This window comes from Pseudoxanthomonas yeongjuensis (genome assembly GCF_010093345.1).
Classification (GTDB): domain Bacteria; phylum Pseudomonadota; class Gammaproteobacteria; order Xanthomonadales; family Xanthomonadaceae; genus Pseudoxanthomonas_A; species Pseudoxanthomonas_A yeongjuensis.
This window is the reverse complement of the sequence record NZ_PDWT01000021.1, coordinates 1-605: the sequence shown is the minus strand read 5'-3', so window position 1 is coordinate 605 and position 605 is coordinate 1. Positions and strand designations below refer to the sequence as shown.

Annotated in this window: 1 protein-coding gene; it reads left to right on the top strand. The window is 56.2% G+C overall.

What is annotated here, in order from left to right; genetic code table 11:
* Nucleotides 1-337: 337 nt before the first annotated feature.
* Nucleotides 338-605, top strand: a 268-nt coding sequence (locus CSC74_RS17345; RefSeq protein WP_211369685.1) for a hypothetical protein, incomplete at its 3' end; no start/stop codon positions are given.

Genomic DNA, 605 nt, shown 5'->3' with positions numbered 1-605 from the left:
GTGTTCCCGGTCGTGGCGTGATTGTGGCTGATACTGGTGTGTATGTGGAGGCGTGTCAAGCCTTCCTGGAGGGTGTCAGGTCGGGTGTGGTTTCTCATCCTCGTGCCGATTCTCGCCGTGACATGTTGGATATTGCTGTGAGGTCGGCTGTACAGAAACATAAAGGCTCGGCGTGGGGTTGGGGTTCCTCGTTTAAGGACGGCAGTGAGGTGCCTTTGGAGGCTGTGTCGTTGGCGTATCTTGGTGTGAAGATGGCGAAGGCTAGGCGGCGTGATAGGTCTGGTAGGAAGCGGGTGTCTGTGGTATGAACTCGGATGAGTTGGCTCTGATTGAGGGCATGTACGATCGTATTAAGAGGTTGTCTTCGTGGCATTGTCGCATTGAGGGCTACTATGAGGGTTCTGCCCGGGTGCGTGACCTTGGTGTGGCTATTCCGCCGGAGTTGCAGCGTGTGCAGACTGTGGTGTCGTGGCCTGGGATTGCGGTGGATGCTTTGGAGGAGCGTCTGGATTGGCTTGGCTGGACGAATGGTGACGGCTACGGTCTGGATGGGGTGGATGCCGGTTTCTTATACAAATATGACGCTTCCGACGAAGGGGAGAGAG